This window comes from Rhizobium leguminosarum bv. viciae USDA 2370, from assembly GCF_002008365.1.
GTDB lineage: Bacteria > Pseudomonadota > Alphaproteobacteria > Rhizobiales > Rhizobiaceae > Rhizobium > Rhizobium leguminosarum.
In genome coordinates this window covers 20,828-44,112 of the sequence record NZ_MRDL01000045.1, presented here as the reverse complement: position 1 = coordinate 44,112, position 23,285 = coordinate 20,828, and the positions used below count along the sequence as shown (strand labels likewise).

Genomic DNA, 23,285 nt, shown 5'->3' with positions numbered 1-23,285 from the left:
TTCATCCCTCCTCAACCGTAAAGAGCCGGAGGCCGTCGCGTTCGGCGACGACGTCCACGAGTGCCCCCATTGCGAAGGGCTCCCTCTTTCCATCAGCAGGGATCTGCACCTGAATGATCTCGCCGCTTCCGAAATCAGTGCGAACGAGATGAAGGTCGAAGGAGCCGGCAAAGACCGACGTTTCGATCCGACCGGGGAGGGCGTTCTGTCCTCCTGCGCCCCGCGCTGCAAGGCCGAGGCGCTCAGGGCGCAGCGCGAGCCGAACGCGATCACCTATCTTTGCCGAACCCTCGAAATTATGGGCGGCACCGGGCGTATCAATAACCACGTCGTCACCCAGTCTGATGGTGTGACGACCAGCGGTCTTGCCCAGGAATTCTCCCGTTAGGAAATTCATCTTGCCGATGAAGTCGGCGACAAAGGCACTCTCCGGATTACAGTAAAGATCCGCCGGGCTTCCAAGCTGCACGAGTTGCCCCTTTGCCATGACAGCGATCCGGTCGGACATCGTCAACGCCTCCTCCTGATCGTGCGTCACGTAGATGACCGTTGCACCGAGGCGCCGCTGAAGCTGCTTGATCTCGATCTGCATGGATTCGCGCAGCTTCTTGTCCAGTGCCCCGAGTGGCTCGTCCATCAAGAGAACAGGCGGTTCGAACACCATTGCTCGCGCGACTGCAACCCGCTGCTGCTGGCCGCCGGAAAGTTCGTGGGGATAGCGCTTGGCATAGTCCGGGAGTTGGACGAGGTCGAGCGCCCGGCTAACGCGTTCTGCCCTGAGGTCCTTGCGGATGCCGCGCATCCTCAGGGGAAAGCCGATGTTTTCGGCGACGGTCAGATGCGGGAATAAAGCATAACGCTGGAAGACCATCCCGATATTGCGGCGATCGGGCGATACGGCGGTGACATCGCGCCCACCAATGATAATGCGTCCGGCAGACGGACTTTCGAAACCGGCGATCATTGTCAGAAGCGTCGTCTTGCCCGATCCGGATGGACCGAGGATCGACAGGAATTCGCCTGCTGAAATGTCCAAGGTCACTGCGCCTACGGCAGTCTGGCTGCCGTAGGCCTTTCCTATGCGATCGATAAAAACAGGCGCACCAATCAAACTGATATCTCCTTTGCTTTAAGATGCATTGATCCCTCCCGACTCCGCCCGCGCGGCGCCAGGTGGTGTGAGTGTCGTGCCGACAAGGCCGGCATCTGTTCAGGCATGGCCGCACGGGGCCAAGGCGTTGCTAATATTCACGATCCCGTTATGCTGTCACATTGCGTGATCAATTTTTACACAATGCATTTTTGTTGCAACAAAAATGTGAAGAAGTCAACTCGTGGGGAGTTAATTTTGAACGAGAATACAACTGAAGAGGAATCGCCGGCGTCGGAATTGCACTCCGGGCGTCTCAGCGACTTCGCCTATTCATCCATCAAGGAGCAACTTACGCGGGGCGTATACAAGCCCGGTCACAAGTTGCCGATCCGTTCGGTTGCCGAAATGCTGAAGGTTGGTGCGACGCCGGCGCGCGAGGCGATTAACCGCCTGGTCTTTGAGGGTGCGCTCGTCATGGTGGGTCCTAAAACCGTCATCGTCCCGCATCTCGATCTTTCGGCGCTTTACGAAGTCACGCAGATGCGGCTTGCCCTCGAAGGATTAGCGACCGAAAAAGGCGCACTTCGTGCGACCAATGATGTGCTTGACAAGCTATTGGTAATACAGGAAAAAATCACACTTTCGCTCGAGGAAAAGCGCTACGGCGATGCTCTTCACGACAATAAAGAATTCCACTTTACCATCTATCGACTGTGCGAGATGCCGCACCTTCTTTCGACCATCGAGGCCCTATGGTTAAGGATCGGCGCCTCGTTCCACGACCTCTATCCTGAGTTTGCGGAAGCGAAATACGGTGTCCACAACCACCTGGCCGCGATTGAGGCTCTGGTGGATAAAGATCCCTCCGCCGTCCGAGCGGCAATGGAAAACGACATTCGAGACGGCTATCGGCGCCTCAAGAAAGCAGCGCAGGAGCGTCTCAAGCGGCAATAACATCGTGGCCGGATTTTTTTGTTGCAACTTCTTCGGGTTCATGATTTTTGTAATAACAAAATTATGAAGGGTCGCGCCGTGACCCATTTGCCGGAGAAGATCGAATGTTTCACCCTTGTATCTTGCGCGACGGCCGGGGATTTCCCCGGTCGAGGTCCGAACATTTCTTCAAAAAGGGTCGCCGCGTGTTTCCAACCGGGATCACGCGCGTCACCGTCGATCATGAGCCCAGCCCGCTCTACATTTCGCGCGGGGAGGGGGCCTATCTCATCGACGTCGACGGCAATCGCCTACTCGACCTAAACAATAATTTCACGACGCTGATTCACGGCCATGGTTTTCTTCCAGTTGCCGACGCGGTTGCAGATCTTCTTCATCGCGGCACATGTTTCTCTAACCCGACCGAGCACGAAATCACGCTGGCCGAGCTGTTGATCGAGCGCATTCCGGCTATCGAACATATTCGCTTTGTCAGCAGCGGGACCGAGGCTGTGATGTTTGCGATCAAGGCCGCTCGCGCCTTCACTTGCCGGCCCGGCATCGCACGGATTGAAGGCGCCTATCACGGCGCTTACGACTGGGCGGAAACGGGGCAGGCGGTGTCGCCGGCTATATGGAACGATCCCTCGGTGTCTCAGGCCGTACCGGCCTATCGCGGAATGCCCCGTTCGGTAAGGGACGAGGTAACGGTTATCCGCTTCAATGACATCGCGGATCTAGAGCGCCGAATTGCTTCGGCTGCCCCTTCACTGGCTTGTATCTTGATCGACCCGATGCCAAGCCGCGCCGGGCTGATAGCGCCTGAGCCAAGCTTTTTTGCCGCTGTCGAGGCGATCGCGAAGCAATACGGGATTCTCATCGTGGCCGATGAGGTCCTTAATCTGCGGCAGTCATATGTTGGGGCGTCGGCCCGCTATGGTCTCCACCCCGATTTGGTCGCCGCCGGCAAAATCATCGGCGGAGGTTTTCCCGTCGGGGCGATCGGCGGGCGCAAGGACGTGATGCGGGTGTTCGCAAGCGACAGCGGCAAGCCGCTGCTGCCGCAAGGCGGCACGTTTTCGGCAAATCCCGTATCGATGGTTGCGGGCCGGGTTGCCATGGAGGCGATGACGGATGGCGCTTTCGCTGCACTCGAGAGCCTTGGCGATAGAATCCGGGCTGGACTTCGAAAGGAAATCGCGCGCCACGGGGCAGCCTTCAGCGTGACGGGGGCGGCATCCTTGTTTCGTATCCATCCGAAAGGAAAGCAGCCAACGGACTTCCGCGAGGCGTATCTCGCCCCGGAAGAGGCCGAGTTGATGGGGCGGCTCTCCAGGCATTTCCTCAGTTGCGGCATCCTGCTTCCCAATGGCGCTGCGGCGTGCCTTTCGACGGCAATGACAACTGCGGACGGTGATGCGGTCGTCTCAGCCTTCGCAGACTTCCTTTCAATCCTCGAAGCAACTTCAACCGAAGCAGGCATGTGACCATGGCAACTGATCATCTAACCGTCGCCGAGCGGATCGCTCTTTCCCTGAAGAGGCACGACGTCACCCATATCTTTGCTCAGAGTCTGCCTTCGGCGGTTATCCTTGCGGCCGAAGCAATCGGCATACGTCAAATCGCCTACCGTCAGGAAAACATGGGCGGGACCATGGCCGACGGGTATGCGCGGCTGTCAGGCAAGGTCGGCGTTGTAGCAGCGCAGAACGGACCTGCGGCAACGCTTCTCGTTCCGCCGCTGGCCGAAGCGCTGAAGGCTAGCGTTCCGGTCGTTGCTCTCGTTCAGGATGTGGAACGAGATCAGGCTGATCGCAATGCATTCCAGGAACTCGATCATCTCACCCTGTTCCAATCATGCACGAAGTGGGTGCGCAAGGTGCTCGTTGCTGAGCGGATCGACGACTATGTCGATGCTGCTTTCACGGCAGCCGCCTCGGGCCGGCCGGGACCGGCAGCTCTCCTGCTCCCCGCCGACCTCTTGCGTGAGCAGATCTCCCCTTCGCTGTTTCGTCGTGAGGCTGTGCTTGGCCACTGGCCACTCGATCGGTTGCGTCCACGCGATAGCGACATCGAGCACGCAGCCTCGATGATCGCCGCAGCCCAGGCGCCCATCGTCATCGCCGGAGGAGGCGTCCATGCAAGCCATGCCGCCGGCGAGCTTTCGGCGCTACAGGACGAAGCCTCGCTTGCCGTCCTGACGACCAATATGGGAAAAGGCGCGGTCGACGAATACCACCCGCTGTCAGCTGGCGTTCTCGGTGCTCTCGTCGGGCCGAGATCGCTTGGACAGCACGCGCTTGCCCTCGTCGAAGAAGCCGATCTCGTCATTCTGGTGGGGACGCGAACCAATCAGAATGGCACTGACAGTTGGCGCCAAATTCCCCGGTCCGCGTCAGTCATCCACATCGATGTCGATCCCACCGAAATCGGACGTACCTACGAAGCGGTCAGATTAGCAGGCGATGCGGCCGAAACTATCAGCGCGCTTCGCCGCGCGCTTGCCCGACGCGATCTCTCTTACCGCGCATCGCAGCGCGACAAGTTGACGGCTCGGATTGCGGGTTTCTGGCGCGCGTTTGACATGGAGCGACGATCTATTGCCCGTTCGGAGAACAGTCCGATCCGTCCCGAGCGAGTCATGTCCGACCTGCAACAAGTATTGACGGCAGAGACGACCGTTGTTGCCGATGCGAGCTATTCCTCGATGTGGGTCGCGGGCCAGCTCCGAGCCCTTTCGGCCGGCATGCGCTTCCTATCGCCGCGGGGCCTTGCCGGACTTGGGTGGGGCCTGCCACTTGCGCTCGGCGCGAAAGTGGCAAAGCCCGACAAGCCGGTCGTTGTCATCGTCGGGGACGGCGGTTTCGCGCATAGCTGGGCGGAGTTGGAGACCATGGTGCGGAGCAAGCTTCCGGTACTCATCATCGTGTTGAACAACGGTATCCTTGGCTTCCAACGTGATGCGGAAACTGTCAAGTTCGGCAGCTTCACGACTGCCTGCAGTTTCGCGGACGTCGATCATCGGCGAATTGCGGAAGCTTGCGGCTGCCCAGCAGTACGCATCTCGGATCCCGCCAACCTTTCTCAATACCTTGAGCGCGGTCTCTCTGGAGACGGGCCCTTGCTGATTGAGGTAATAACAGAGGCCGCCGCCCATCCGCCCCTTTCGCTGTTTACTGGAATGGATCAAGCGGCATGAGCCCTGGTGGCAGTTCGCATGTTGCGGTCATCAGCGGTGGCACGACTGGGATCGGTCTTGCCACTGCGTTTCGACTTCTCAGGGCCGGTCATCGGGTTGCGGTCTTCAGCCATGGTGAAGCAAGCGTCATGGCCGCGGGCTCTGCGCTTGCCGAGGCTTTCGGGCCAGAGCGCTCGCTTACGAGAAAGGTCGATCTCCGCGAACCGGCGGCGATCAATTCCTTTTTCGGCGAAGTCACCCGTGTCCTAGGCGCACCTGGGATCCTCGTTTGCAACGCGGGGATTTCGCCGAAAAGTCCTGACGGCCCTCTTCACGTCGCCGACCTTACCCTTGAAGAGTGGAACGACGTGCTCGCCGTCAACCTGACAGGGACGATGTTGTGCTGCCGAGCCGCTCTGCCCGCCATGAAGGAAAGCGGTTTTGGACGGGTCATATTCGTTGGATCTCTTGCCGGCCGGACGATACCGCGGATCGCCGGCGCGAGCTACGCGACGTCCAAAGCCGCACTTTCAGGATTATCCCGCGTGCTGGTCTCTCAATATGGCTCCTACGGCATAACATCGAATGTCGTGGCGCCAGGTCGCATCCTGACGCCACTCACAGGCTCCCCGCAAAGCAAGACCAACATCGACGCGCTCGCCCGTATTCCGGCGGGGCGGCTCGGTGCACCGGACGACGTCGCCGCGGTGATCGCGTTTCTGGCATCGGAGGATGCACAGTTCGTCAACGGAGCCATCATAGATGTCAATGGCGGCGAGTTCGCAACGAGTTAGGGCTTGCCGCATCGTCAACCGACAGAAGAGGCGATAGACATGACCCCGGTCATTCTGGTCTGCTCACAGGACGCCGAGCTTTATCTGCTCCTCGCGCATATTCTGCGTAGTGAAGGCTTTGAGGCTCGTCTTGCTGCAAGTGACGACGATGTGGTGGACGCCTGCACATCAATAGAGCTTTCCGCCGTCGTACTGGATTGTGCAGGTTGGCCGAGTGACGTTGCGCCCCTGTGTGCGCTCTTGAAGGGCTCGGGGCTTTCCGTGGGTGCACTCATCGGCGAGGATATGCGCACGCAGCACCTGCAATTGATCAAGGCGGGCCTCGACGAAGGCATCACGCGTCCTCTGTCGCCTGCAAAGCTTCTCGCCTTTCTGCACGACATAAGCCCTCGGCCGGCGGTTTCGACTCTGCCAAATTGCGCTTCCGCCGCCGAGATTGTCTTCGGGCCGCACGCAGTCGTGGTTTCAGGCAAGATTGTAGCGCTTGCGCCTATTGAAATGAGAATCCTTAAATTCCTAATCGAAAGGCAAGGGCAGATCAGTACCCGCAAGCAACTCATCGAGGCCGTTTGGCCAGTTCCGCACGCTGTAGAAAGCCGGACCGTTGACGTGCACATTGGCCGGCTGCGAAAAGCGTTTGCAGGACTCCGCAATCTGAGGATTCGCACTGTCTATGGCGCGGGTTACGCGCTCGATACCACGATTAACCTCCGCATGTTTTAGCGCCCCGCGACTACCATGGCAGGCGTGCGTGGCAAGCTGCCCGCTGATATTGCGAGACATCATAACGTCTTGTGACGAAGGGCAGCGATGACGCGGTCGGCCATGAAAGCGCAACGGGCGCCATCGAACGGGAACAGGGCCGAGAATGCGCCGGAGAGCTGCTTTTCGATCGAATGGCGCATCATCTTGCGCGCCCGGTGCAGCCGGGTCTTGGCGGTTTCGGGTCTTATGCCGAGGTAAGACGCGGCCTCGTCTGTGCTCATGCCCTCGACATCCCGGAGCACGAACACGGCGCGAAAATCATCCGGGAGTTCGTCGACCGCATTCTCGAGGAGATGCCGCGCCTGGCTCCTGGCGAGCTCGGTTTCCGGATTGGTTGCTGACAGGGAGGAGGGAAACTGTAACACTTCGCCACCTGGCGCCATCGTCTGCATATCGATTTCCTCGAGCCCGGTGGTGTTCTTTCGGGCCCGCACGCGACCCAGCGCCTCGTTGAGCGTAATGCGGGTCAGCCATGTCGAAAGTTGCGCCTCGCCCCGGAACGTCGCCAGATTAGTGAATGCCTTGATGTAAGCGGCCTGGACGACATCTTCCGCCTCCGCATCGTTACGGATGACGGCGCGCGCCGTCCGGAACAGGCGCTGATTGTGACGCTGAACTATGGTGCGGATGGCGGGCTCGTCGCCTGCTTTTGCCAAGGGCACGAGATCGGCGTCGGACAGTATCGACATCTGCTGCCGGTGTCGCTCGGCCGGAATCGGAATGGCTATCATGGGGAATTCTCCGCCCGCTCGCGCATCTTTCGATTGGAGCCCGGCCTATGGCCGGACGTCCAGCTTGCCCGTCATAGCGGGATGAAAACGACAATAAAAATCAATCGCTCCCGCTTGGGCGACCGTCATGCGGGCTTCCGATGTCGGCGGCAGGTCGATATCGAAGCTCTTGTCGCGAGCGGTTGCCGTGTGCCGGAATATATCATCGTTTCTCCAGACGATCACATCGCCCACATGCAGCTCGGGAGGCGGCGAGCTGAATTTCATGCCGGTGATGGTGATCTGATAGTCCGCCGCCGAGGCAACCCCGTTGCCTGCCCAAAGTAGTGCAAAGAGCAGCGGGAGCCGTAGGGATTTCATCAGCAAGCCCATTGCCATGTCTATTTGGTCTTCGAAGCCAGATGCTCGGCATGCATCTGGTGCTCCTTGAACAGGGTCAGGCCCGTTTCCAGCAGCGACTTGAGCTCTTTATTCCCAGCCGACGGGATCAAGATGTTGGCAAGCGCGTCGTTGACCGACTTGTGATAGGCGACTTCGTTTTCGACATAGGCCTTGTCGAACGCCGCGCCGTCGAGCGCCTCCAGCGTCGTCAGTTCCTTAGCTGCTTGTGTCGACAAGGACTGGCTGACGGGGTTGTCTTCGGGTGTCACCTTCAGCATCTTGACGAGAGCGAGCGCCTGATCGTTGACGGCCTTGTGGTCGCGCTCCATGGTTTTGGCGAATGCAATGACTTCGGCATTCTTGCTCTTCTTCAACGCCTGTTCTGCCGCGGTGACATCGATCTGTCCCGCTGTGTAGGCGATGTGGGCGATCTGAGGATCGGTCGGCTTGGCATCGGCGGCGATCGAAGCCGTGCCGAGTGAGGCTGCCATCAGAGTGGCGCCGAGAATTCGCTTCAACATGATCTGTCTCCCTTGTGTCGTGACCGATGCCTTCCGGCGGCAACGGTGGTGCGCCTTCGGAAGCGAACATTGGATGCAGGTTCGTCGAAAAGGTTCCCGGAAATTTCGGACACGGAAAGGGCGTGTGTCATCGACGTCGGTCACCGACGCGTCAGTCTTTGCCGATGAAGCGCTGAAGCACGATAGCGTGATTGTGGTCCACGTCTTTCGCAGCGTAGAGAAGCGTCGTGTCCGCTTGTCCGATCTGGCGTTTCAGCTCCTCCAGCAGCTTCCAAGGGAGGACTCATTTAGGAACCTTGCACGGCCTCTATGTGCTCGAAGGTTCTCGTGTGAGACTGCTCACGAGCGGAAAGCTGGACGGCAAGACACAGATCATCGGTCTCGACAGTGTGTCTGATAACACTTTGTGGATAGCGATCGAAGGGGAGTGCCTTCGGAGTTCGGATCTCTGACGAAGATTCGCGGCCAATTCCCTCGCCTCCCCATGATCTTTGGCTGAAGCTTGCTGACGCCCTGGACGGTTTCTCGATCTGAAAGGTCGACGCGGGGCATCGGCGCATGTCGCCGGTCTAAGTCTGATCGCGCCACAAACGTGAAGCCGGCGTGGCGCGATGATGCCTCGGGAGCTGATTGCCATCCGTAGCGGAATTTGCCCGCCGCTCAGAAGGGATAATGCTGGGCGGAGTCCTCAACCGTGATCCAGCGCAGGTCGGTGAATTCGGCGATTGCCGCTTTGCCGCCGAAGCGGCCGTAGCCGCTGCCCTTGACGCCGCCGAAGGGCATTTGCGCCTCGTCGTGCACGGTCGGGCCGTTAATGTGGCAGATGCCGGATTCGATCCGCGCTGCAACCGTCATTGCCCGCTGGACATTCCGGCTGAAGACGGCGGAGGACAGGCCGTATTCGGTGTCGTTGGCGATGCGGATGGCTTCTTCCTCGCCGGCAACACGAATGATCGGCTTGACCGGGCCGAAGGATTCTTCCGCATAGACGCGCATCTCGGGCGTGACATGATCGAGCAGCGTCGCCTCGACCACGGTGCCCGAGCGCTTGCCGCCGGCCACGAGCTTTGCACCCTTGGCCGTCGCATCGGCGATCAGCTCTTCCATTTTTTTCGCGGCGTCGAGGCTGATCAGCGAACCGAGAACGACGTGGCCACGCGGATCGCCGGCCGGGAGCTGGCTGGCGCGGGCGGCCAGTTTGGCGACGAACTGATCGGCGATGGTCTCGTCGACGATGATCCGCTCCGTCGACATGCAGATCTGGCCCTGATGCATGAAGGCGCCGAAAATGGCGGCATTGACGGCACCGTCGATATCGGCGTCGTCGAGGATAACAAGCGGCGCCTTGCCGCCCAGTTCAAGAAGGGCGGGCGTGAGATGTTTGCCGCAGGTCTCGGCGATGATCTTGCCGACCTTGGTCGACCCGGTGAAGTTCACGCGCCTGACGGCCGGATGGGCAATCAGCGCGGTGACGATCTCGGGCGCATCTTCCGGCGCGTTGGTGAGAACGTTGATGACGCCGGCCGGCAGGCCTGCTTCGGTCAGCACTGTGGCAATCAGCCGGTGCGTGCCGGGGCATTGTTCGGATGCCTTGAGGACGACGGTGTTGCCGCAGGCGATCGGCATGGCGATGGCGCGGGTGGCGAGGATGACGGGCGCGTTCCAGGGGGCAATTGCCAGGCAGACGCCGACGGCCTGGCGAACGCCCATGGCGAGCGTGCCGGGTTTGTCGGAAGGGATGATTTCGCCGGTGATTTGCGTCGTCATGGCGCCGGCCTCGCGCAGGATGTTGGCGGCGAGCATGACATTGAAACCGGCCCAGGGCGCGGTAGCGCCCGTCTCCTCGATCATCAACTGGGTAAACTCGCCCACTTTGGAATCCATGATGTCGGCAGCCTTCATCAGGATGGCGCGGCGCTGGCCGGGGCCGGTCTTCGACCAGGCGCCAAAGGCAGCGGAGGCGGCATTAACGGCCGCGGCAACATCGTCCAGGCTTGCCGCTGCGGCGCGGCTTGCGAGCTTCTCGGTGAAGGGATCGATGCGATCAAAGGTCCGGCCGCCGGAGGCTGCGCGGTCGGCGCCATTTATGAGGAGGGAAATATTCATCGGAGATCTCCTGGGGACAAGAACTAGAAGCCGAGAACTTCGGCGTTGATGGAAGCTTCGAGGCCGCCGTCGACGGCAATGTTGGTGCCGTTGATCCAGCGCGCACCATCCGAGCAGAGGAAGAGCACGGCGGGTGCGATATCGGCGGAGGTGCCGGCGCGGCCGACGCGGGTGATGTCGCTATCGACCCTGGCGTCGCCGAGCACGGCACGGAACTGCTTGAGGATCGGCGTTTCCACCGGCCCGGGGCTGACGGCATTGACGCGGATGCCACGGTTTTTGAACAGCGGCTGATGGGCGGCGCGCATGGTCCAGAGCAGCAGCAGTTCCTTGGAGAGCGGGTAGGCTTCCTCGTCCTTGAGGCCGTGCTCGGCGACAATCGCCGCCACCTCGGGAAAGCCGTCTATGCCGGCGAGCGACTTTGCCCGCTCGAGATTGGCGCGCCAGCCGTAGCCGGCGATCGAGGCGACGTTGACGATGGCGCCGCCTTCGCGCAGGCGGGGTGCCACGGTTTCGGAGAGGGCGCGAAGCCCGTAGAAATTGACGGCGAGCGTCGAGACGACGCCGGTGCTGCCGGAAAGGCCGGCGACATTGGCGAGCGCGTCGAGGCGCACCGGAAGCTGCGCAACGATGTCGGCAACGCCTGATGCGGTGGACAGATCACCCTTGATGAAGGCGGCACTTCCACTGGCAGGCTCGCGGACATCGACGCCAATGACCTCGGCGCCCATCTGGCCGGCCAGTTCCGCCGTGCGGGCGCCGATGCCGGAAGCCACGCCGGTCACCAGGATCGTTTTACCAAAAAGCATGAACGTCACCTTTCGCAAGAGATCCGGACGCAAGCCGGCTCATTCTTCCCATTGGATTTTATGCGGACCGGGCAATTTCAGCCGATAGCCGACGGGCAGAAGTTGAAAATCGAAACGGCGCTCGATTTCGCCCCAAAGGCCGCGCGGCAGGTAGAGCGAGAAAATCACGGCGGTGGCGCCGAGGCCGATCAGGTACCAGACGCCGGCTGCGCCGAAGAAGGTCTCGATCACGAAGAACAGGATGGCGCCAAGGATCGCGCCTTCGAACTTGCCGATCCCGCCGACCAGCACCATGAAGATCATGTAGGCCGTCCATTGGACGCTGAAATAGGTCTTCGGCTGGAAGGTGGTGGCGGTCGCCAGCCACAGGCCTCCGGCGACCGCGATGCCGAAGGCGGCGAGCACGAAGAGCAGCCGATTGGTGGCGATCACGCGCACGCCGAGCGAGGTTGCCGCCTCCTCATTGTCGCGGATCGCCTGCATGGCGGCACCGGCGCGGCTGCGCATCAGGAGGAAGAGAGCGCCGAGCAGGGCGGCCATGGCTATCAAGGCGAGCCAGTAGATCGTTGCCCGCCGCATGTTGCCGTCATAGACATTGAGCGAAATCAGCGAGGTTCCCGTTTCCCCCTGGATCAGCCGGTCGAGATTGACGAGCAGATGGGCAAGTTCGGCTATGACCCACATGCCGATCGCGAACTCGCCGCCCTTCAGGCGCAGCATGAACAGCGAAAGCGGGATTGACAGGACGCCGGTCACGACCGCGGCGGCAAACAGCGCGACGAAGGGATTGAGCCCCGCATCGGCCAGCCGGATGGTGAAATAGGCGCCGAGGCCGAAGAACACCTGCTGGCCGACCGAGACGAGCCCACCGAAACCGGCAAGCGCATTCCACATGGCGGCAAGGATCACGTAGATGAACAGGGCTGTCATCCGGTCGATCGCACCGGCGCCGAGCACGGCGGGGGCAAACATCAGCAGGGCGAGCACCGCGGCCATGCAGCCAAGCGCCACCCGCGACGATTTCGTCCAGCGCTCTATCGATATTCCGGTGGAGGCAAGGGTCGCGTTGGGGCTCATGTCGGGCTCCGGAGACGGGTGCGCAGTTTGAGAGAGGCGCCAAATTTATCGAGAACCGGCATGCCGAACCGGGACAGCCTGACGAAAAGCACCAGCAGGAACACGGCATGGCCGCCGATCAGGAAGCCTTGCGGATGCAATTGCGCGCCGAGCGATTGGGCAAGACCGAGAACGATGCCGCCGGCAAGCGTCCCCCATAGTGATCCCGCTCCTCCAATGACGGCCGCCTCGAAGGCGAAGAGAAGCTGTGGGCCGCCGGCATAGGGGCTGAAGGTTGCCCGCATCCCGAGAAAAGCACCGGCGATCCCGACCGTGACCATGGTGATCGCCGTGGCGACGGCGTTTACCCTGCGGGCATCGATGCCGACCAGCCCGGCCGTATCGGGATCCTCGGCCGTGGCGCGGATCGCGCGACCAAGCGCAAAGCGGCTCAGGAAGAACTGCAGCCCGCCGAGAATGAGCATCGCCGTCACCATCATCAGGACGGCAAGCTTGCCGACGAAGATGTGGCCCGGAAGCTGCCAGGATGCATAGGACAGGTTGCCGATGAACGGTGCGAGCGAGCGGGTGTCGGCGCCGAACTGCTCGAACAGCAGGTTGTCGATGACGATCGACAGGCCGAAGGTCGTCAGGATCGGCAGCAGCGTGCCGCCGCGGGCGCTTCGTTCCAGGATGAAGCGCTGTAACAGCCAGCCGACGGCCGCCATGACCGGCAGCACGATCAGCAGGCCGGCGAAGGGCGGAATGCCGAATTTGGCGGCGAGCAGCCACAGTCCGTAAGCGGCTGCGACCGCCAGGCTGCCATGCGCAAGATTGATGATCCGCATCACCGAGAACATGAAGGACAGTCCGCAGGCGATGACGGCGTAGTAGCCGCCGAGCAGGATGCCCTGGAGCAGGGTGTTGATCACGATGCGCTCCTTTCGCCGGCTGCCCGGTGCAATCCGAAATAGGCCTGGGTGACGTGCTCGCGCGTGACGGCCGCCGCCGGCCTGTCGAGGACGATGCGTCCTTCCAGCATGCAGATGACACGGCTCGCCACGCTCATGGCGCGGGCGAGATCCTGCTCGACGAGCACGATGGTCGTCCCCGACGTGAGCAGTGACTGCAACTGGGCATAGACGCGATCGACGACCAGAGGCGAAAGTCCGAGCGAGACCTCGTCCAGGAGAAGAATATCGGGATTGCTCATCAGCGCCCGGCCGATGGCGGTCGCCTGCTGTTCCCCGCCCGAGAGGTGTCCGGTTTTGGCGTGACGGCGGGGTTTCAGGTTCGGAAAGGCGTCGAGGACACGATCGATGTCCCAATCGCCCTTGCGGCCGGAGGTCTTTCCGAGAAGCAGGTTTTCCTCCACCGTCATCTGTGAAAACAGGCGCCGGCCTTCCGGCACCAGAGCGATGCCCTTGGCGATCCGCTTGTGGGACGGGACGGCGGCCAGATCTTCGTCGTTAAGAAGGATGCTGCCGGAGGATGGCAGATGGGCGCCGGCGATCGATCTGAGCAGCGTCGTCTTGCCCGCGCCGTTCGCGCCGACCAGCGCCAGCACCTCGCCCTTGCCAATATCGAAACTGACCCCGCGCACTGCCTGGAGCAGGCCGTGGCGAACGTCGAGGTCGCGGATGGAGAGAAGGCTCATGCGGGTGTTCCTCCGAGATAGGCCTTGACCACCTCCGCATTGCTCATGACCATTTTCGGTTCGCCATCGGCGATGATCCTGCCGGCATCCATGCAGATCAGTCGCTCCGCCACCTGCAGGAGGATGTGAACGATATGTTCGATCCAGACGATGCCGATGCCGCGGCGGCGCAATTCGAGGATGGTTTCGACGAGCTCGCTCGCCTCGCCATCGGTCAGGCCGCCGCCGATCTCGTCGAGCAGCAATAACCTCGGTTGCGTGGCAAGCGCACGAGCAAGCTCCAGGCGTTTGCGATCCAGCAGACCGAGCGTGTCGGCAGGGCGGTTAGCCACCCCGAGCATGCCGCAAAGGGAAAGTGAATCCACCACACGCTCATAGGCCTCGTCGCGGCTTGCGGCACTGCCGTGCGATGCGGCGACGAAGACATTTTCGAAGGTCGTCATGCCGCTGAAAGGCTTGGGAATCTGATGGGTCCGGACGAGCCCGGAGCGGCAGCGTTCCGCCGCCGTCCGGCTCGTGACGTTGGCGCCGTCGAAGGTAATGCTTCCCTCATTCGGCGGGAAGGCGCCGGCGAGCACGTTGAGCAGGGTCGTCTTGCCCGCGCCGTTCGGCCCGACAATGCCGACCGCCTCGCCATCGCCCATGGAAAAATCCAGATTCTCCAGCACCACAAGCGCGCCGAACCGCTTGTGGATCCCCTTGGCCGAGAGAAAGGCTCCCCCCGGCCGCCTTTGCGCTTCCTGTCGCTGCACTTGGTTATCCATTGTAAGCGGTAAGCTTGGCGCCGACCGGGACATTGGGGTCGGTGGCATTTTCGGTGACGACGTAGTCGAGCGCGAATTTCGAGCCCTCCGCCGCTTTCACCCATTGCGTGCCGATGATCGGTCCGGGAGAGACGTTGGCGACGGGGCCGCTGGTGAAATCGACCTTGCCGGCGATCGTGGTGGTCTTCAGCGTGCTGATCGCCTCGGCGACGGCCTCCTTGCTTTTGACGTCCGTGCTGGCCTTCAGTGCATCGAAGCCGGCGTCGAGAAGCGCAAGGCTGGCGCCGAGCTGCTGCGTCCACTGCTTGCCGCTGGCCGTCTCATAGCCGTCGGCGAGTTCGGTTCCGGATACGCCTGTCAGCGTGGATTTGTAGGGGAAGGCCTTGTGCCAATAGGCGGCGCTGCCGATGTTCAGGCCGAGGTCGCCGAGCGCCTCGATGTCGGAGGGAAACAGGCCCGTCTTGGCGATCTGGCAGATCTTGATCTGCTGGGTAAGGCCCTGCTGCGCAGCCTGGCGCCAGAAGGCGGCGAAGTCAGGCGGTATCGGGAACGAATTGAAGATCTCCACGCCCTCCTGCCTGAAGAGAGCGATTTGCGCGGTAAAGTCGGTGGTTCCGGTTTCATAGGCTCCCGGATCGACGATGGTGAAGCCCGCCTTGGCAAGCGCCGGCGCCAGATGGGTGCGGATCGCATTGCCGTCGGCGTCGTTGGGATACATGACGCCGACCTTCTTGTTGGTCTCGATCAGGTTCCACTGCGACACATAGGCCTTGTGGAACTCTTCGACGCCGAAGCCGAAATGATAGGTCCATTTGAAGGGCGACGGCGCGCCCGGCTTGGCGCCGCGGCCGAAATACCAGGCTTCCCAGGGCATGACCGTCGAGAGGCAGGGAATACCGGCCGCTTCGCAGGCGTCGGCCACCGGGTTGATGGTTTCGGGCGTCGAGACGGCGAGCATCAGGTCGATCGCCTGGTTGTTGATCAGGTCCTTTGCCAACTGGCCTGCGCGTGAAGGGTCAGACTGAGTATCCTGGTCGAGAATATCAACCTTCCAGGTCTTGCCGCCCGCCTGCAGGCCGTTCGCCAGCGCCTTGCGCGCCAGTTCGAGCACATAACCGTCCGTCTCGCCGAAGCCGCCGAGAGGGCCGGTGCGCGGACTGATGAAGCCGACCTTCAGCGTATCGCCGCTCTGAGCGAAGGCCGTGCGGCGGGAAAGCGCCAGCGCTGCACCGCCCGCCACGGTCGATGCGATGAAAGAGCGGCGGCTCAGCGATGCCGCGTTGAATTTTCCGCTGCGGAAAATGCCGTTCATGAATTCATTCCTCCCTCTTGATGCGGGCCTCCCAGCCCGTTCCCAGTGTTCATCCCGACCGATCTCAATTCAGATCGGGTAGTGCCGTTTTCCCGAGGCCATGGTGATCCATCTGAGCTCGGTGAATTCATCGATCGCGGCCTTGCCGCCGAAGCGGCCGTAGCCGCTTGATTTGACGCCGCCGAAGGGCATTTGCGGCTCGTCGGAAACTGTGGCTTCGTTGATGTGGCAGATGCCGGATTCGAGCCGCATGGCAACGGCAAGTGCTGTATTGACGTCGGCGCTGAAAACGGCCGCCGACAGCCCATATTCGTTGTCGTTGGCAACCGTCACAGCCTCGTCGACGCTACCGACCCGGATGATCGCCGCCACCGGTCCAAAGCTCTCCTCGCGGTAGATGCGCATGGCAGGCGTCACGTGATCGATGACGGTTGCGTCCATCAGCGTGCCGTTGGCCTGGCCGCCGCAGACGAGAACCGCGCCCTTCTGCAGGGCATCATCGACGAGCGACCTGACACGCCGGACGGCCTCAGTGTTGATCAGCGTGCCGAGCGGCGTGTTGCCGTCCTTGGGATTGCCGGCGACAAGGGTTGCGGCCTTCGTTCGGAATTTGCCAACGAAGCCGTCGGCGATCTCGTCCATGAGGATGATCCGTTCGGTCGACATGCAGATCTGGCCCTGGTTCATGAAGGCGCCGAAGGCGGCAGCACTCACGGCCTCATCGATATCGGCGTCGGCAAGGACGATGAACGGCGCCTTGCCGCCGAGCTCAAGCAGGCAGCGCTTGAGATGCCTTGCCGCGGATTCGGCGATGATCCTGCCGACACGGGTGGAGCCGGTGAAATTGATGCGGCGCACGGCCGGATGGGCGATCAGCGCGTCGACGACGGCGGCGGCATCGCTCGGCGCATTGGAAACGACATTGACGACGCCGCGCGGGAAACCGGCGTCACAGAGGATGTCGCCGATCAGGCCATGGGTCTTCGGGCAGAGTTCGGAGGCTTTCAGGATAACCGTGTTGCCGCAGGCAAGCGGCATGGCAACGGCGCGGGTGCCGAGGATGATAGGTGCATTCCAGGGGGCAATGCCGACGCAGACGCCTGCCGGCTGGCGGACCGCCATGGCGAGGCTTCCCGGAATGCCTGAAGGAATGAGCTCGCCTGATATTTGCGTGGTCATCGCCGCCGCCTCGCGAAGAATATCCGCGCCAAGGCCGCAATTGATCGCCGCCCATTGCGCGGTGGCGCCAGTTTCTCCAGTCATGGCGGCAATGAGTTCGGGCGTGCGGGCCTCGAGGATATCGGCTGCGGCATTCAGGAGCCTGCGCCGTTCGCCCGGGCCGATCTGGGACCAGTCCGGAAAAGCGGCCGCGGCCGCATTGGCTGCCCTTGTCATGTCGCCAACGGATCCTGCCGAAGCGATCGTTGCGACGTCGCCGGTCAGCGGATCGATGCGTTCGAAGGTGGCCCCTTCGGAAGCATCCATCGCCTCGTTGTTGATCATCAGCTTTGCCGCGAACACTGTTCCATCCATTTGCCAGGCATTGGCGCCACGTACTGGCGCCACATGCCGGTTTGCGTTGTTGCCATGGGAGAAAACGAGCGGACGCGGCGCCACGAGGGTCGCCTGACGGTTCCTGCATCTGTTGAAGAGCCTCCTCCCAAAGGCTGATGAGAAAAGGTTACGCCGATCTGGCGCGGATGGAAAGCGATTTATTGGGTTAATATTGTAATTATCCGGCGATTACAGCATTGTTTGACTTGGGGAGTGGAGGAGAAGCTTGGCAACGGACGGAGGGATTCATCACTATGCCAGGGGCGAGTGGCACGGGCCGTCGCTGTCGCACCGGCGTATCCGTTTTCAAAAAGGACTCTATGCCGATTTCCATCATTTCCTTCTGCTCGGCGAGGGAAGCGGGGAGCTTCATTTCGACAATGGCGACCATCGGCCGCTACACGGGCCGCTGCTTGCCTTCCTGCCTCCGCAGGCGCGATGCGACCTGTCGATATCAGCCGGAACCGCGGCCCATCTGGTCGGAGCTTCGCCGCAGATCATGGTCGATGCGATCGGCGACAAGGTGGAATCCTATTCGCTGCGCATCTTCACCGAGCAGCGCAAGCTGGTCGAGGCATTGGATCCCTCAGCTGTGGCCGAAATCAGTCCGCTGATTTCGGGCTTCGTGCGGGAATTGGGCGATCCCACCCGCTCCTCCTGGATGGTCGCATCCGCCTATATCAGGCTCATTCTGATGGCGCTGTGGCGCGGTTCCGATGGTGAGAGAAGCGAGCAGCGCGGGCAGGGCGAAACCGGATCGATCCTGCAGAGATACCGGCAGCTGGTCGAGGCCGGCTTCCGCCGGCACCGGCCGATCAGCGATTATGCCGCAGAGCTGGGCGTCACGGCCGACCGGCTGCATTCCATCTGCCAAAGGGCGCTCGGCCGCTCGCCGATCCAGCTCTTGCACGAGCGCGTTGTGCAGGAGGCAAAGCTGAGATTGGAGCGTTCGGCCCGCAATATCCAGGAAATCTCCGACAGCCTCGGCTTTCGCGACCCGACCTATTTCAGCCATTTCTTCAAACGCAAGACCGGCCTTTCACCCGCCGGCTACCGCGAGATCGCCCGCGCGTCGGCCGGCTCGGAAAACAGCATGCTGTCCTCAGGTTACGCCGATTGGCCTTAGGCTCGGGCTCATTTGGTCAAGGCTGGAATTTGCCAGACTTGGATCGGAGATCATGCTGATGCGGAACTCCAAGCCGGCGTAGGCCTGCGATGCGCCAAGAAGCGGTCGTTGCCCCGGCGTGAAGGCATGACAGATTTGGGGCCGGAAGGTGGAGATCGCCTGGATATTACCTCTTACGATTTGTTGACTCACCTGCGGTTGAACAATAACTTGCTAATCTGGTCATTAGGCTTGTCCTCACATGACGGATCAATCTATTCAGCGTCGCCTTGCCGCCATCGTCGTTGCCGATGTGGTGGGATATACACGCCTGATGGAGGCTGATGAAGGCGCAACGCTGGCGAACCTCAGGAAACTCCGTTCTGGCGTTATCGAGCCGGCTGTGATGCGCCACAACGGCCGCATCTTCAAGGTTGTGGGCGACGGCTTCCTGATCGAATTCAGTAGCGCGGTGGAAGCGGTCGCAGCAGCGTTGGAAATGCAACGGGCCACCACCGCTGTTGAGACCTCCGACCGGCGCCTGCTTTTGCGTGTCGGCGTCAATCTGGGTGATGTCATTGACGACGGTTCAGACGTCCTCGGCGACGGGGTCAATGTCGCGGCGCGCCTCGAGACGCAGGCCGCGCCGGGAGGTATCTGCATTTCAGCCAGCGTTCACGGCGAGATCGTCGGCAAGATCGGCGACCGGTTCTTCGATGCAGGCGAACGCTACCTGAAGAACCTGACTCGCCCAGTCCACGTGTGGCATTGGCCGGATGCGCTGCAGAGCATATTGCCGCTGCCCGAAATGCCCTCGATCGCTGTATTGCCGTTCACGAATATGAGTGGGAATGAAGCGGACGCGCCTTTCGTCGACGGCTTGACCGAAGACCTGATCACTGACCTTTCCCGAACGGCTGGCCTGTTCGTCATCGCGCGCAATTCCGTGTACGGCTACAAGGGCAAGCCGGTCAACGTACGGCTGGTCGCCCAGGAACTCGGCGTCCGCTACGTCCTGGAGGGGAGCGCCAGACGCGCAATGGGCCGTGTCCGCATCAATGCCCAATTGGTCGACGCGCTTGGCGGCCGGCACTTGTGGGCCGACCGGTTTGACAGGACGGTGGAAGATGTTTTCGAATTACAGGATGAAGTTAACGCCAAGATTGTTGAAGCCCTCGTCGGCCGACTGACCATCCCGCCGCAGCGCAATCGGCCGAAGAACTTTGAGGCGTACGACCTGTGTGTGCGCGCCCGCCTCCTGACGGAAGAGTCGCCGCAAACTGAGCGTGAGGCCTATATGCTGCTCCAACGCGCGGTCAAGCTCGAGCCATCATATGCCGAGGCGCTTGGTCTGCTCGCCTATAATCGTTGGCTTGCCTGGACTCATTTCGGCGAGCCCGAAGATCCCAACCGTCGGATGGCGGTGACGTCCGCGCAGAAGGCGGTCGACCTGGATCCCAACGATGCCGGCTGCCGTTACGTTCTGGGGACCATTTTGGCTTATGAGCGGCGATGGGAGGAATCGGAGGCCGCCTTCGCCAAGGCCCTGGAGCTGGACCCCAACCACGCCGACACCTGGGCCGCCATGTCGGACGTATCAGTGCTGGACGGCAGGGTTGCCGACGGACTTGCGCAGATCGAAAAAGCTCTGCGGCTCAATCCCTATCCAGCGTGCTGGTATCTTTGTCATCTTGGGCAAGCGCAATACGCCGCGCGTGACTATGAGGCGGCAGCCGCTACACTCCGCAGGGAAGACACGTATCGTACCAACTCACGCAAATTCCTGGCCGCTACGCTTGCACAGTTGGGCCACCATGAGGAGGCGCTGCGAGAAGCAGAATTGTTCCTGATCGCCCACCCTCATTTCACGATTGGGCATTGGCTCAGCTCCCAGCCGCTGCGCGATGCATCTGTACGAGACCACTTTGTTGACGGCTTCCGAAAGGCCGGCCTGCCAGAGATGTGACAGCGGGTGGGGACAATTCCGACGCGTTCGAGGACTTGATCGACGGATATGCGCTGCGCGAGAACGGCGGTCTCGATCGCAGTGCCAAGCTTCTTCAGACGCTTCACAAAACGCGTCAATCAGCCCCAGTCTTACATGACTTTTCCGCTGAACCGCCTTGCATCGTGGTGGCGATGAGCCCGTAGCCCAGAATGAAGACAGGATGCTTTGCAAAACATTTAAGCAGCTTCGCCGAGACATGAAGGCCACGACGCCTGCTTCCGCTATCGGCGGCGCAAAGATGCCGTTACCTTGAAACTAGACAATGGCTGCTTTCCGGCAGGTGCAAGGTCTGTTTCAACGGCAAAATTAGGCGCAAAGCAGCCGTGTCCTTCGACAACGAAAAAAGTCCACTTAGGGCCGACCGTTACCGGAAACTGCTGAAGTTAATTTGACCACGAAGACCAAACTCACGACAGCGCAAAAATCCTCACCTCTCTCCCGATGCCCTGAAGCTCCGCCATCCGGGAGGCCGATGAGATGCCGCTGTCACGCAGGATCTCTGAAACTTGGGCATCCTCGACGATCGCCTCCGTCGTCATGATGACATTGGGATCGGCAAGGCCCTGGACGCGGGAGGCGATATTCACCGTCTGGCCGAAGTAGTCCTGCCGGTCGTTGAGGTTGACTGCGAGGCATGGGCCCTCGTGGATGCCGATCTTCAGCAGAAGGTCGTCGCTGCCGTGTTCGGCATTTAAGCGAAGCATCGCCTCCCGCATCTTGAGTGCGGCCGCTACCGCACGGTCCGGGCTCGGGAAGGTCGCCATTACGGCATCGCCTATAGTCTTCACGACCGCTCCGGCCTCTGTGGCGACGATCTCATGAAGAACCCGGAAATGCGCTCGCACTAGATCGAAAGCGGCAAGATCTCCGACGCGCTCATAGAGAGCGGTCGAGCCCCTCAAGTCAGTGAAGAGGAAAGTCAGGCTGGTGATCTTGAGGCGCTGGTCGACGTCGAGTGTGTCGGTCCGATAGATGTCGCGGAAGCTCTGGTTCGTCAGCAGACGCTTGGCTGTCAGGAAAGGCCGCCTGCGGCCCAAGAGGTCGTGCAGTTCGTCTCCTGCGATGCAGACGTTCGGCACCACTCTGCGGTCGGTGTGGTTCTCGAGGGTGAGCCGCAGTGAGCCCGGGCGCAGGGTCAGCGTTTCGTTCAGCGCATGCGTCCGACTGATGATCATCGAGAGGGTTTGCCGTTCGTCGGTGGGCTCACCCTGCACGTCGATGAACTGCGCCGAGTGTGTCACCGGATCGAAGATGATGACGAACTGCGCCGGCAGTTGCAGGGAGACGAAGGCCTTCTCGCCCGGAGCCAACTCGATCATCTCCAGCTGGATGCGCGAAAACCTCGCTTCGAGATCGTCAGGCAGGTCCACTCCGGAGCTGAAGAAGATCTGGCGATAGTACTCGAGCGGCGGCAACCGATCGGGATCGTGAGCGGCAATCCTGCGCACGCGCGGACTGACCGTGAACGTGACCTCGACCATCTCGTCGAGGGTCGGCTCGTATCCGGCTGCGCAGAGCGCGCAATGGTACGTCTCGTGGACGACGGTTTTGAGGGTTGCGCCGCTGTCGAGGACGCCGCCGCATCCTGGGCAAAGGACATTCCAGGTCATCTCGAACGCGCCTATGCGGGCTGCATGGAGAAACGCGGCGATGGTTTTCTCTTGATCGAGATGGTGCTTATCGGCGAAAGCGAGCGCATTGATGCGATTAAGCTCGCGATCCGAGCCATGCGTGACGACCTTCTCGATGCACTCAACCGTCGGCGGGTCAGCCGCCTGTCGCAGGGAGGCAAAAAGGACGTCCACTTCGCTCATTAGACAAGTCTCCGTGTGCAGAACCCACGGCGGACGACGCCAGGATCGGGATCATAACACGGGAACTTCCCAATAGAAATCTATAGGCTTGGAGCTGCCTGCTGCCCAGCGAAGCGGGTTCATTTCCCCTTGTATATTCGCTTCAGCGCCACCAGCAGCGCATCCAGTTCGTCGCGCGAAAACAGGTCGGTGAAACGCCGCTCGTGCTTGTCGATCAGCGCACGCGCCCGCGCGAGCATCGCGCGTCCGGCCTTCGTCAGATGAAGCTCCTGGCGCCGGCGGTCCGCCGCGGAGGGACGGCGCTCGATCAGGTTGCGGGCCGTCAGCCGGTTGACGAGGGCCATCATCGTTGCCCGGTCGGTGCCGAGCGTGTTGGCAAGGTCGATCTGCGATGCGCCCGGATTGCCGGCGACGAGTTCTATCACCGCCAGCTGCTTCTGCGTCAGCGCCAGCTCCTCCATGGTTTCGGCGAAGTCGCGATAGATTGCGACATGCGCCATGCGTAGATGAAACCCCAAGAGATCGCCCAGCCGGCCGACGTCGAGGCCTGGCGTCGCGGGCGCATCTTCGCCCTCGAAATCGTCCTGCGGTGATTTTATCGCCATCGTTCGTTCTCGCCTCGTCCAGGCGCCATAACCATCAAAATCAGCAGGTTAGTCAATATCCGTAGTGCGGATTTCCCCGCGCCATTCGATCGATCGGAT

At 61.3% G+C, this 23,285-nt stretch carries 21 protein-coding genes and 1 pseudogene; 7 read left to right on the top strand and 15 right to left on the bottom strand.

The features are described 5' to 3' along the window. Position 1: 1 nt before the first annotated feature. Positions 2–1,111 carry an ABC transporter ATP-binding protein gene (locus BS629_RS21950; RefSeq protein ID WP_018246075.1) on the bottom strand — a complete coding sequence of 370 codons (1,110 nt, stop codon included), beginning with the start codon at positions 1,109–1,111 and terminating at the stop codon, positions 2–4. Positions 1,112–1,348: 237 nt separating this feature from the next. Here BS629_RS21950 and BS629_RS21945 point away from each other — a divergent pair, with 237 nt between their 5' ends. From BS629_RS21945 to BS629_RS21925, 5 genes are all read left to right on the top strand, one after another. Then, positions 1,349–2,047 carry a GntR family transcriptional regulator gene (locus tag BS629_RS21945; RefSeq protein ID WP_018246074.1) on the top strand — a complete coding sequence of 233 codons (699 nt, stop codon included), beginning with the start codon at positions 1,349–1,351 and terminating at the stop codon, positions 2,045–2,047. Positions 2,048–2,151: 104 nt separating this feature from the next. Further along, positions 2,152–3,513 (top strand): aspartate aminotransferase family protein, encoded by a 1,362-nt coding sequence (locus BS629_RS21940; RefSeq protein ID WP_077988501.1) that lies wholly within the window; start codon positions 2,152–2,154, stop codon positions 3,511–3,513. A gap of 2 nt (positions 3,514–3,515) precedes the next feature. Next, complete coding sequence (locus tag BS629_RS21935; RefSeq protein ID WP_018246072.1) at positions 3,516–5,225, top strand: acetolactate synthase catalytic subunit; 1,710 nt, start codon at positions 3,516–3,518, stop codon at positions 5,223–5,225. Continuing rightward, a complete protein-coding gene (gene fabG, locus BS629_RS21930; RefSeq protein WP_018246071.1) occupies positions 5,222–5,998 on the top strand; it encodes a 3-oxoacyl-ACP reductase FabG in 777 nt (258 codons plus the stop codon). The genes BS629_RS21935 and fabG overlap by 4 nt, the downstream gene beginning before the upstream one ends. Before the next feature lie 39 nt (positions 5,999–6,037). Continuing rightward, positions 6,038–6,721 carry a response regulator transcription factor gene (locus BS629_RS21925; RefSeq protein ID WP_018246070.1) on the top strand — a complete coding sequence of 228 codons (684 nt, stop codon included), beginning with the start codon at positions 6,038–6,040 and terminating at the stop codon, positions 6,719–6,721. 59 nt (positions 6,722–6,780) lie between these two features. On the opposite strand, the gene BS629_RS21920 is transcribed toward BS629_RS21925, so the two are convergent. From BS629_RS21920 to BS629_RS21860, 12 genes and pseudogenes are all read right to left on the bottom strand, one after another. Further along, entirely contained in the window at positions 6,781–7,494 is a 714-nt protein-coding gene (locus BS629_RS21920) for an RNA polymerase sigma factor (RefSeq protein WP_018246069.1), read from the bottom strand. Between the two features lie 45 nt (positions 7,495–7,539). Continuing rightward, the gene (locus tag BS629_RS21915) at positions 7,540–7,866 is read right to left on the bottom strand and encodes a cupredoxin domain-containing protein (RefSeq protein WP_018246068.1); all 327 of its coding nucleotides are present in this window, start codon (positions 7,864–7,866) and stop codon (positions 7,540–7,542) included. Positions 7,867–7,874: 8 nt separating this feature from the next. Beyond that, positions 7,875–8,396 carry a DUF4142 domain-containing protein gene (locus tag BS629_RS21910; protein ID WP_026188729.1) on the bottom strand — a complete coding sequence of 174 codons (522 nt, stop codon included), beginning with the start codon at positions 8,394–8,396 and terminating at the stop codon, positions 7,875–7,877. 151 nt (positions 8,397–8,547) lie between these two features. Next, positions 8,548–8,661, bottom strand: a pseudogene (locus BS629_RS21905) (DUF488 family protein); the annotation flags it as partial. 395 nt (positions 8,662–9,056) lie between these two features. Then, a complete protein-coding gene (locus tag BS629_RS21895; protein ID WP_018246066.1) occupies positions 9,057–10,502 on the bottom strand; it encodes an aldehyde dehydrogenase in 1,446 nt (481 codons plus the stop codon). 23 nt (positions 10,503–10,525) lie between these two features. Then, complete coding sequence (locus BS629_RS21890) at positions 10,526–11,311, bottom strand: coniferyl-alcohol dehydrogenase (RefSeq protein ID WP_026188728.1); 786 nt, start codon at positions 11,309–11,311, stop codon at positions 10,526–10,528. Between the two features lie 39 nt (positions 11,312–11,350). After that, entirely contained in the window at positions 11,351–12,388 is a 1,038-nt protein-coding gene (locus tag BS629_RS21885; RefSeq protein WP_018517497.1) for a branched-chain amino acid ABC transporter permease, read from the bottom strand. Next, positions 12,385–13,299: a branched-chain amino acid ABC transporter permease gene (locus BS629_RS21880; protein WP_018246063.1), complete on the bottom strand. Its 915-nt coding sequence runs from the start codon at positions 13,297–13,299 to the stop codon at positions 12,385–12,387. Before BS629_RS21880 ends, BS629_RS21885 begins: the two co-directional genes overlap by 4 nt. Beyond that, entirely contained in the window at positions 13,296–14,024 is a 729-nt protein-coding gene (locus BS629_RS21875; protein WP_018246062.1) for an ABC transporter ATP-binding protein, read from the bottom strand. Before BS629_RS21875 ends, BS629_RS21880 begins: the two co-directional genes overlap by 4 nt. Beyond that, positions 14,021–14,788 carry an ABC transporter ATP-binding protein gene (locus BS629_RS21870; protein ID WP_032981278.1) on the bottom strand — a complete coding sequence of 256 codons (768 nt, stop codon included), beginning with the start codon at positions 14,786–14,788 and terminating at the stop codon, positions 14,021–14,023. Before BS629_RS21870 ends, BS629_RS21875 begins: the two co-directional genes overlap by 4 nt. Continuing rightward, positions 14,781–16,100, bottom strand: coding sequence for an ABC transporter substrate-binding protein (locus tag BS629_RS21865; RefSeq protein ID WP_018246060.1), 1,320 nt, complete (start codon positions 16,098–16,100; stop codon positions 14,781–14,783). The genes BS629_RS21870 and BS629_RS21865 overlap by 8 nt, the downstream gene beginning before the upstream one ends. A gap of 69 nt (positions 16,101–16,169) precedes the next feature. Beyond that, positions 16,170–17,633 carry an aldehyde dehydrogenase gene (locus tag BS629_RS21860; protein ID WP_026188727.1) on the bottom strand — a complete coding sequence of 488 codons (1,464 nt, stop codon included), beginning with the start codon at positions 17,631–17,633 and terminating at the stop codon, positions 16,170–16,172. Positions 17,634–17,880: 247 nt separating this feature from the next. Here BS629_RS21860 and BS629_RS21855 point away from each other — a divergent pair, with 247 nt between their 5' ends. After that, positions 17,881–18,780, top strand: a complete 900-nt coding sequence (locus BS629_RS21855) for a helix-turn-helix transcriptional regulator (protein ID WP_018246058.1) — start codon at positions 17,881–17,883, stop codon at positions 18,778–18,780. A 241-nt stretch (positions 18,781–19,021) separates the two neighbouring features. Continuing rightward, positions 19,022–20,725, top strand: coding sequence for an adenylate/guanylate cyclase domain-containing protein (locus tag BS629_RS21850; RefSeq protein ID WP_018246057.1), 1,704 nt, complete (start codon positions 19,022–19,024; stop codon positions 20,723–20,725). Positions 20,726–21,174: 449 nt separating this feature from the next. On the opposite strand, the gene BS629_RS21840 is transcribed toward BS629_RS21850, so the two are convergent. Next, positions 21,175–22,581: an adenylate/guanylate cyclase domain-containing protein gene (locus tag BS629_RS21840; RefSeq protein ID WP_018246055.1), complete on the bottom strand. Its 1,407-nt coding sequence runs from the start codon at positions 22,579–22,581 to the stop codon at positions 21,175–21,177. A 119-nt stretch (positions 22,582–22,700) separates the two neighbouring features. Beyond that, the gene (locus tag BS629_RS21835; RefSeq protein ID WP_018246054.1) at positions 22,701–23,186 is read right to left on the bottom strand and encodes a MarR family winged helix-turn-helix transcriptional regulator; all 486 of its coding nucleotides are present in this window, start codon (positions 23,184–23,186) and stop codon (positions 22,701–22,703) included. Between the last annotated feature and the right edge of the window lie 99 nt (positions 23,187–23,285).